12 protein-coding genes are annotated in these 9,243 nt (G+C 64.9%); 4 read left to right on the forward strand and 8 right to left on the reverse strand.

Annotated features, from left to right (window positions below; all coding sequences use genetic code 11):
- From EN781_RS16435 to recA, 3 genes are all read right to left on the reverse strand, one after another.
- Positions 1-370 (reverse strand): PhzF family phenazine biosynthesis isomerase (locus tag EN781_RS16435; protein ID WP_348631386.1); only part of this gene is annotated, 370 nt, incomplete at its 3' end.
- A gap of 50 nt (positions 371-420) precedes the next feature.
- The gene (alaS, locus tag EN781_RS16440; protein ID WP_126054855.1) at positions 421-3,087 is read right to left on the reverse strand and encodes an alanine--tRNA ligase; all 2,667 of its coding nucleotides are present in this window, start codon (positions 3,085-3,087) and stop codon (positions 421-423) included.
- A 238-nt stretch (positions 3,088-3,325) separates the two neighbouring features.
- Positions 3,326-4,426 (reverse strand): recombinase RecA, encoded by a 1,101-nt coding sequence (recA, locus tag EN781_RS16445; protein ID WP_126054856.1) that lies wholly within the window; start codon positions 4,424-4,426, stop codon positions 3,326-3,328.
- Between the two features lie 95 nt (positions 4,427-4,521).
- Here recA and EN781_RS16450 point away from each other — a divergent pair, with 95 nt between their 5' ends.
- The 3 genes from EN781_RS16450 to EN781_RS16460 are packed head-to-tail and all read left to right on the forward strand — an operon-like array spanning position 4,522 to position 6,611.
- Complete coding sequence (locus EN781_RS16450; RefSeq protein WP_210213477.1) at positions 4,522-4,668, forward strand: hypothetical protein; 147 nt, start codon at positions 4,522-4,524, stop codon at positions 4,666-4,668.
- 40 nt (positions 4,669-4,708) lie between these two features.
- Entirely contained in the window at positions 4,709-5,653 is a 945-nt protein-coding gene (locus EN781_RS16455; protein WP_127400151.1) for a carbohydrate kinase family protein, read from the forward strand.
- Between the two features lie 40 nt (positions 5,654-5,693).
- Entirely contained in the window at positions 5,694-6,611 is a 918-nt protein-coding gene (locus tag EN781_RS16460; RefSeq protein ID WP_126054859.1) for a pseudouridine-5'-phosphate glycosidase, read from the forward strand.
- A 3-nt stretch (positions 6,612-6,614) separates the two neighbouring features.
- Here EN781_RS16460 and EN781_RS16465 read toward each other — a convergent pair whose 3' ends face one another.
- A complete protein-coding gene (locus tag EN781_RS16465) occupies positions 6,615-6,938 on the reverse strand; it encodes a TfoX/Sxy family protein (RefSeq protein ID WP_126054860.1) in 324 nt (107 codons plus the stop codon).
- Between the two features lie 89 nt (positions 6,939-7,027).
- On the opposite strand from EN781_RS16465, the gene EN781_RS16470 reads away from it, so the two are divergent.
- Positions 7,028-7,525 carry a GFA family protein gene (locus EN781_RS16470; protein WP_126054861.1) on the forward strand — a complete coding sequence of 166 codons (498 nt, stop codon included), beginning with the start codon at positions 7,028-7,030 and terminating at the stop codon, positions 7,523-7,525.
- Positions 7,526-7,532: 7 nt separating this feature from the next.
- Here EN781_RS16470 and EN781_RS16475 read toward each other — a convergent pair whose 3' ends face one another.
- The 4 genes from EN781_RS16475 to EN781_RS16490 form a co-directional block, all read right to left on the reverse strand.
- Positions 7,533-8,051 carry a DUF2199 domain-containing protein gene (locus EN781_RS16475; protein WP_126054862.1) on the reverse strand — a complete coding sequence of 173 codons (519 nt, stop codon included), beginning with the start codon at positions 8,049-8,051 and terminating at the stop codon, positions 7,533-7,535.
- 10 nt (positions 8,052-8,061) lie between these two features.
- Complete coding sequence (gene sufA, locus EN781_RS16480) at positions 8,062-8,448, reverse strand: Fe-S cluster assembly scaffold SufA (protein WP_126054863.1); 387 nt, start codon at positions 8,446-8,448, stop codon at positions 8,062-8,064.
- Positions 8,449-8,544: 96 nt separating this feature from the next.
- Positions 8,545-9,033, reverse strand: coding sequence for a DUF4375 domain-containing protein (locus tag EN781_RS16485; protein WP_126054864.1), 489 nt, complete (start codon positions 9,031-9,033; stop codon positions 8,545-8,547).
- Positions 9,034-9,041: 8 nt separating this feature from the next.
- The coding region (locus tag EN781_RS16490; protein ID WP_127400150.1) for an iron-sulfur cluster assembly protein at positions 9,042-9,243 on the reverse strand (202 nt) is incomplete at its 5' end.

Below are 9,243 nucleotides of genomic sequence, written 5' to 3' on the forward strand. Positions count from 1 at the left end.
CGACGGGCTGCGGCGGAAAGCAGGGCAGATCGAGCTGGTAGGCGCCGTCGCGCCCGGAAACCCTCAGCTCGCCCACCCGCGTGGCGAAGGCCATGTCGCCGGCGATATCATGTTCCTGGGCTAGCACATGGGCGGTGGCCAGCGTGGCGTGGCCGCAGAAGTCGGCTTCATGGACCGGGGTGAACCAGCGCAGATCCCAGCCCTTGCCGTTCGGCCGCGCAAAGGCGGTCTCGGCAAGGTTGTTCTCGTTGGCGATGGCCTGCATGACATCTTCCGGCGGCCAGTCCTCCAGGATGAGGACGGCGGCCGGATTGCCGTGGAAGGCCCGGTCGGCGAAAGCGTCGACCTGGTACATGGTCAGTGTCGTCACTTCGCGCTCCCGGGATGGCTAGCGTGACTGCGCGGCGACCTCAAGCGAGGTCACGCCGCTTCCAGCGCCGCCTTCACCGCCGCGATCGCGTCCTCGGCCTTCGAGGCGTCGGGACCGCCGGCCTGGGCCATATCGGGCCGGCCGCCACCACCCTGCCCGCCAAGCGCGGCGGACGCCACGCGCACCAGGTCGACGGCGCTGAAGCGGGTGGTCAGGTCGTCGGTGACGCCGACGACGACACTTGCCTTGTTGTCCTCGCCGGCGCCGACGAAGACGACGACGCCGGAGCCGAGCGTCTTCTTGCCGGCATCCGCCAGCGGCTTCAGGTCCTTCGGCGCCACACCGGAGACTGCCTTGCCGAGGAAGCCGACGCCGGCGATGGTTTCGTTCTCGGCCGGCACGCCGGCCGGCGAACGGTCACCCAGCGCCAGCCTCTTGCGCGCTTCGGTAAGCTCCTTTTCGAGCTTCTTGCGCTCTTCGAGCAGCGTCTCGACACGCGCCGTCACGTCGGCCGGCGAGATCTTCAGCGTCGAAGCGATCGCCTTCAGCCGCCTGTCCTGCTCGTCGAGATGCCTGCGCGCCGCCTCGCCGGTCAGCGCCTCGATGCGGCGCACGCCGGCGGCGACCGCGCTGTCCGACACGATGCGCACCAGGCCGATATCGCCGGTCGCCCGGACATGGGTGCCGCCGCAGAGCTCGACCGAATAGGGGCGGTTCGCCTTGGCGCCATGCAGGCCGGTGCCCATCGACACGACGCGCACCTCGTCGCCGTATTTTTCGCCGAACAGCGCCATGGCGCCCTCGGCAATGGCATCATCGACCGACATCAGGCGTGTCGACACCGGGCTGTTCTGCACGACGATCTCGTTCGCCATGCGCTCGACCTCCTCGAGTTCATCGGCCGAGATCGGCTTGTTGTGCGAGATGTCGAAGCGCAGGCGCTCGGGCGCGACCAGCGAGCCCTTCTGCGCGACATGGGTGCCCAGCACCTCGCGCAGCGCCTCGTGGATGAGGTGCGTCGCCGAATGGTTGGCGCGCAGCCTGGAGCGGCGCGCATGTTCGACCTTGAGCTCGACGGCAGCGCCGGTCTTGACCGTGCCGCTTGCCACCCGGCCGAGATGCACGAACAGCCCGTCGGCCTTCTTCTGCGTGTCGGTGATCGCTATCGAGAAGCCTTCGCCGGAAACAATGCCGGTGTCGCCCATCTGGCCGCCGGATTCGCCGTAGAACGGCGTCTGGTTGACGATCACGGCAACCGTGTCACCCTGCGCGGCGCTGTCGACGGCCTTGCCGTCCTTGACCAGCGCCAGGACCAGGCCCTCCGCCTGCTCGGTCTCATAGCCGAGGAAATCGGTGGCGCCGGTCTGCTCGCGCACCGAAAACCACACCGTCTCGGTGGCCGCGTCGCCGGAACCCGCCCAGCTCTTGCGCGCCTCGGCCCGTTGCCGCTCCATCGCATCGGTAAAGCCGGCCAGATCGACCGAGATGCTGCGCTGGCGCAGCGCATCCTGCGTCAGGTCGAGCGGGAAGCCGTAAGTGTCGTAGAGCTTGAAGGCCGTCTCGCCATCCAGCATGTCGCCGGCGCCGAGCTTTTCGGTTGCCTCCGAGAGCAGGCCGAGGCCGCGCGCCAGTGTCTTGCGGAAGCGGGTCTCTTCCAGCTTCAGCGTTTCGGTGATCAGCGCCTCGCCGCGCCCCAGCTCCGGATAGGCCTGAGCCATCTCGCGCACCAGCGCCGGCACCAATTTCCACATCAGCGGCTCGCTGGCGCCGAGCAGCTGCGCATGGCGCATGGCGCGGCGCATGATACGGCGCAGCACATAGCCGCGGCCCTCATTCGACGGCAGCACGCCGTCGGCCACCAGGAAGCAGGACGACCGCAGATGGTCGGCGATGACGCGGAACGATGCGACGGTGTCCGCATCCGGACCGCGCCCGAGCGCCGATGAGGCGGCATCGATCAGATGGCGGAACAGGTCGGTCTCGAAGACGCTTTCCACCCCTTGCAGGATGGACGCCATGCGCTCGAGGCCCATACCGGTGTCGATCGACGGGCGCGGCAGGTCGATGCGCTCTTCCTTGGTCACCTGTTCATACTGCATGAACACCAGGTTCCAGAATTCCAGGAACCGGTCGCCGTCCTCTTCCGGGCTGCCGGGAGGGCCGCCCCAGATGTGTTCACCGCGGTCGATGAAGATTTCCGAGCACGGCCCGCAGGGTCCGGTGTCGCCCATCGCCCAGAAATTGTCGGAGGTCGGGATGCGGATGATGCGGTCGTCGGTGAAGCCGGCGATCTTCTTCCAGTAGCCGGCGGCCTCATCGTCGGTGTGGTAGACCGTGACCAGCAGCTTGTCTTTCTTTAGCCCGAACTCCCTGGTGATCAGGTTCCAGGCAAGCTCGATGGCGCGCTCCTTGAAATAGTCGCCGAAGGAGAAATTGCCGAGCATCTCGAAGAAGGTCAGGTGACGCGCGGTGTAACCGACATTGTCGAGGTCGTTGTGCTTGCCGCCGGCGCGCACGCTCTTCTGGGCGGTCGTTGCGCGCGAATAGGGCCGCTTCTCCAGGCCGGTGAAGACGTTCTTGAACTGCACCATGCCGGCATTGGTGAACATCAGCGTCGGATCGTTGCGCGGCACCAGCGGGCTCGACGCGACGACCTCATGACCCTCCTTGCGGAAATAGTCGAGGAATGTCGACCGGATCTCGTTCACGCCACTCATGGATGCTTGCCTTTTCGAGAGAACCGCCGGGGGTGCCGGCGGCAAAATGGACATGGCCTTTTAGCGATCACGCCGCAGCCTGTCCAGAAACACGGAACTGGAGGAAAGTCCGGTTGTTGCCGGCTCTAGCCGGGCATCGCCCGAAACGCAAACCGCCGGCACAAGGCCGGCGGTTCGGGACGCAGTACTAAAGAACTCAATTACATAAGCAGATATTAATAAACCGAGATTGTGGCACCTACATGGCGCCGGCTTCGTCCTCGAAACCGTCGTCACCGCCGCCCTCGGAGCCGCCATTCTCGAGGAATTTCTCAGCGATCAGCCCGGCATTCTGCCTGAGCGCCATTTCGATCTCGCGCGCTGTGTCGGGATTGTCGCGCAGGAACAGTTTTGCGTTCTCGCGGCCCTGGCCGAGACGCTGCGAATTGTAGGAGAACCAGGCGCCGGATTTCTCGACCACGCCGGCCTTGACGCCGAGGTCGACCAGCTCGCCGGTCTTCGACACGCCCTCGCCGTACATGATGTCGAACTCGACCACCTTGAAGGGCGGCGCCAGCTTGTTCTTGACGACCTTGACGCGGGTCTGGTTGCCGACGACCTCGTCGCGGTCCTTGACCGAGCCGATGCGGCGGATGTCGAGGCGGACCGAGGCGTAGAACTTCAGCGCGTTGCCGCCGGTCGTCGTCTCGGGCGAGCCGAACATGACGCCGATCTTCATGCGGATCTGGTTGATGAAGATGACCATGGTGTTGGAGCGCGAGATCGAGGCGGTCAGCTTGCGCAACGCCTGGCTCATCAGGCGGGCCTGGAGGCCGGGCAGCGCATCGCCCATCTCACCTTCGATTTCGGCGCGCGGCGTCAGCGCGGCGACCGAATCGACCACCAGAACATCGATGGCGCCGGAGCGCACCAGCGTGTCGCAGATCTCCAGCGCCTGCTCGCCGGTGTCGGGCTGCGAGATCAGCAGGTTTTCGAGGTCGACACCGAGCTTGCGGGCATAGACCGGATCGAGCGCGTGCTCGGCATCGACGAAGGCGCAGATGCCGCCCTTCTTCTGGGCTTCCGCCACCGTGTGCAGCGCCAGCGTCGTCTTGCCCGAGCTTTCCGGCCCGTAGATCTCGATGATGCGGCCGCGCGGCAGGCCGCCGACGCCGAGCGCGATGTCGAGGCCGAGCGAGCCGGTCGGCACGGTTTCGATCTCGACCACCTGCTCATTGGCGCCGAGGCGCATGATCGAGCCCTTGCCGAAGGCGCGCTCGATTTGCGACAGCGCCGCGTCCAGAGCCTTTGATTTGTCCACTGCCTTATCCTCTACAAGCCGCAAAGTATTCTGAGCCATGATACATCACCCCTTGGTCGTCAATGAAGGCCGGACAATCCGTGATCCCTGCCATTTTGTACCTTTTTTGTTCTCGTTTGGCAAGAGGCATCAAGTTGCTGAAAAACAATCAATATCTTGATCTGTTCTATTTATGTCCCACAACGCACGGCGGCGGCGTCGTCCAATCGGTCATGCAGGGTTCCATTGTCCGGCCGGCCCGAATCGCGGCGCTGATTGCGGGGCGGCGCGGAGAAACCTAGTGTGCGCGGCCGGACAATCAACAAAGGTATCGACGCCACGATGGTGAAGTCCCCCAACATCCTTGCCGTGGGCGGCGCCCATATCGACCGGCGGGGCCAGGTGTCGGGCCCTTACGTGCCGGCTGCCTCGAATCCCGGCACCATGCGCGAGGATGTCGGCGGCGGCGTTTTCAACGCGTTGCGCAGTGTGGTCAGGCGCGGCGTCTCGGCCTCGCTGCTGTCGATGCGCGGCGGCGACACCGCGGCCGAGACTGTGTCGACGGCGATCGCGAGCGCCGGCATCGTCGACCTGTCGGCGGTGTTCCTCGACCGCACGACGCCGAGCTACACGGCGCTGATCGACCGCGACGGCGAGCTGATCGTCGGCTTTGCCGACATGGCGCTCTACGACCTCGCCTTCCCCAAGCAGATCCGCCGCGCCAAGGTGCGCGAGGCGATCGCTTCCGCCGATGCCCTCCTATGCGACGCGAACCTGCCGTCCGCGGCGCTGGAACGGCTGGTGGCGCAAGCCGCCGGCAAGCCGGTCTTCGCCATCGCCATCTCGCCGGCCAAGGTGGTGCGGCTGATGCCGGTGCTGGGCAGCCTGGCCGTGCTGTTCATGAACCGGCGCGAGGCCGGCGCCCTTGCCGGCCTGGGCGACGATGCGAATGGCCGCGATCTGGTCGGCGGGCTGCGGCGCGCCGGGCTCACGAGCGGTGTGGTGACGGCCGGCGGCGAGCCGGTGCTCGGCTTCGACGGCGAGGGCCTGTTCTCCATCGCCCCGCCTGCCCCGCGTAGGATCGCCGACGTCACCGGCGCCGGCGATGCGCTGACCGGCGCGACGGTCGCCGCTCTGCTCAATGGCCTGCCGCTGCGCGCGGCACTGCGCGAAGGCATTGCCGCCTCCATCCTGGCCATCGAAAGCACCGAGGCGGTACCCGCCTTCAGCGCCGCCAACTTCGCGCAAATGCTGGCCCTTGTGCCGGGGGCGCTGGAAGTGGCATGAGGGCGGCCGGAGCGCCGCGCGCTCCGTATTGGAGACCATCATGACGCCCGAAACCGCCCGCCCCTTCATCGATATCCATCCGCCGGTGGCGGAGGCGCTCGCCGCCGGACGGCCGGTGGTGGCGCTGGAAAGCACCATCATCACCCACGGCATGCCCTATCCGGACAACGGCGCCATGGCCGCCAATGTCGAGAAGATCATCCTGGACAATGGCGCGGTACCGGCAACGATCGCGGTGGTCGCCGGCCGCATCAAGATCGGCCTCTCCGACGGCGAGCGCGAATCGCTGGCGATGACCGGCGACGCCATGAAACTGTCGCGCGCCGATCTCGGCTTTGCCGTCGCGCAAGCGCGCACCGGCGGCACCACCGTCGCCGCGACGATGATCGCCGCGCATATGGCCGGGATAAAGGTGTTCGCCACTGGCGGCATCGGCGGCGTGCACAAGGGCGCTGAAAAGAGCTTCGACATCTCGGCCGACCTCGACGAGCTGGCGCGCACGCCAGTCATCGTGGTGTCGGCCGGCGCCAAGGCAATCCTCGACATCGAAAAGACGCTGGAAGTGCTGGAGACGCGCGGCGTGCCGGTCGTCGGCCATGGCTGCGAGACGATGCCTGCGTTCTGGTCCAGGCATTCGCCGTTCCGCGCCCCGCTCACCTTGCATGCGCCGGAGGACATTGCGCATTTCTACCGGACGCGTCAGGCGCTGGGCCTCGGCGGCGGCATACTGATCGCCAACCCGGTGCCGGAGAACGAGGAGATCCCGGCCAAGGAGATGGACGGCTACATCCAGGCTGCGCAGAAGGCGGCGGAGGCGCTCAACGTCAGCGGCAAGGCAGTGACGCCGTTCCTGCTGTCGAAAATCCTCGAGCTGACCGGCGGCCGCAGCCTCAAGACCAACATCGCGCTGGTCGAGAACAATGCGCGGCTGGCGGCGAGGATCGCCAAGGCGCTGTAGCGTCTACTTGCCCGCCCGCAGCCCCGCCTCATAGGCGCGGCGCGCCCAGACCGCCATCTCGTCGGGGTCGTCGAACGCGCTGTCGGGAATACTCCAATAGGGCATGGCGACCAGCTTGCCATGCCTGGAGCCGGTGTAGGTCCACTGCTGGCAGCCGGCGGCCTCGAAATCGGGGGCGCTTTGCTCGTCGGCCTTCAGCTTCAGCTCGCCGCGCAGCACGATGGCGACGATGACGCCGTCGCAATAGATGCCCTTGCCGCCGAACATCTTTCGGATGCTGATCGGCCCCAGGCTTTCGAACAGTTCTTCAAGGCGCGCATTGTCCATGCCGCGATCATCTCATCCGGCGTGGGCCTTGTCATCGCCGCAACCAAAGGCATGCTGACAGATTGAGATACGAAAACGGAGCTCCCACCATGCCTGTCCTGCTCAAAGGCTCCTGCCGGTGCAATGCTGTCCGCTTCGAAGTGGAAAGCCACACGCCGGTGCCGTTCATGCTCTGCTACTGCTCGATCTGCCGCAAGCAGCAGGGCGGCGGCGGTTTCGCCATCAATCTCGGCGCCGACTACGAGACGCTCAAGATCACGGGCAAGCGCAGCCTCGGCGTCTACCGGGCCGAGATAGAGGATGACGAGCATCCGCATTGCGAGGTGTCGACCGGCGAGCGCAACTTCTGCCGCAAATGCGGTTCGGCCCTCTGGCTCTACGACCCGACCTGGCCGGACCTTGTCCATCCCTTCGCCTCGGCGATCGACAGCGAGTTGCCGGTACCGCCGGAAAAGGTGCATTTGATGCTGAAATACAAGGCGAGCTGGGTCGAGCCGGTGGTCGGCAAGAACGACAAGCTGTTCGACGTCTACCCGGAAGAATCGATCGCCGACTGGCACAAGCGCACCGGCATGTGGGTAGACTGAGCTGAACCTAAGGGCGATGCGTTAGCGCAACCCAGCGCTCGATCTGCTCCACATCCACCCCATCGCGCTGCGCGACGACCAAGGGATGATCTGCATCATGCAGAAACACCTTGGGGCGCATGTTGCCAGGCTGGAATACAACATTGGCATGTAGGTGCATCGAGCTTGGGTATTCGGGAATATCGTGCATCAGATACCCGAAGCAAAGTTCGTCCTCATATTGGCCACTGTCATATCCATCGCGATAGACATTCCAGCTCCTTTCCGAGACCGATATCCATACGCCGAAGCAGAACTCGTCGGTCAGCGCAGGAACGGGCAACGGCAGCAGGCAACGAATAAATCGATCCGTTTGGCCCGTGGCGTAACTCACCAGGCAGAAATCGTCATTCTTGCGGAAGGTCGATCGAGCGACCTCATCGAGTGCGTCTGGATCCACCGGCGCGTCGAACGCCAGGTCTGTCGGAAGCCCGACAAACTCCTTGCTGCAACAGGCACACCGCCAGCGATATGCCTCGGCACGCATGATGAAAAAGCTAAGCCGCGCTTGAAGCGCGCGCCTCGGCCAGCGCCTTGAGGTCGGCAGGCTTCAGCTCGACCGATTCGCCACAGCCGCAGGCCGAGCTCTGGTTCGGGTTCTTGAAGGTGAAGCCGGTGCGCAGCGTCGTCTGCTCGAAATCCATCTCGGTGCCGAACAGGAAGAGCGCTGCTTCCGGCGCGACATAGACATGCGCGCCGTCGCGCTCGATGTGGTCGTCCTTAGGGTTCGGCTCGGTCACGAGATCAACCGTGTATTCCATGCCGGCGCAGCCGCCCTTCTTGATGCCGAGGCGGATGCCGTGCGCATTCTCGCGCGTGGCGACGATCTCGCGCACCCGGTCGGCGGCCTTTTCGGTCATCGTGATGACGGCGAAGCGTCCCATTCTCTTTCCTCTTCCATTCCATGCAGGTTCAAGGCCCGCCGAATGATTCATCACCTAAAATGGTGAAGTTTGTTGGCGGGTGCAACCCCGGCTCTGTTACTGAACCGTTGCAAGCAACTGACTGGCCTCCCGTTCCAAAACCTTATACATCGCCGTCGGATGACGCTCTTCAGCGGCATAGAACTGGTTGGAGGCCAGATCGAATGCAGTTTCCGGCAACTCATCCATCCTATCCATTCTTTGCAAGCGGTCCCGAGGAAAGTTCGGGCCGAACACCGCCAACGCACTTTCCGCTGCAGCCGCATGTTCCGACAGGCCGAGCCGCCGCATCGCGCCAATGGCTCGCTCGATCGTTATTCCACACGAATTGTGGAAGTACTGATGAAAGGTGCCATTCAGGACATCACCGAGCAGAATATCCGCGCAAAGCACGTCGGCGACGCCTGCCGGCATTCCGTTCAGAAGCGCGTCAAATGCGGCCGGTTTGCCCATGCTGTTGAGAAAGTCGTCGCCGCCCCATTGCTGCATCAGCTTCATCGTCGAGGGCGGCACGAATTCGGGAAGATCGATCTCCCAATCTTCCATTTGAGCCCTCAATACCAGCCGACCGCGACCTGCGCCTCTTCCGACATGCGGTCGGGCGTCCACGGCGGATCGAACACCATGCTGACCTCGACTCCGGAAACACCCTCGACCGCGCCGACGGCATTCTCGACCCAGCCCGGCATCTCGCCGGCCACCGGGCAGCCGGGCGCGGTCAGGGTCATGTCGATCTTGACCGAGCGGTCGTCCTCG

Origin of the sequence: Mesorhizobium sp. M4A.F.Ca.ET.090.04.2.1 (assembly GCF_003999085.1) — a bacterium.
Classification (GTDB): domain Bacteria; phylum Pseudomonadota; class Alphaproteobacteria; order Rhizobiales; family Rhizobiaceae; genus Mesorhizobium.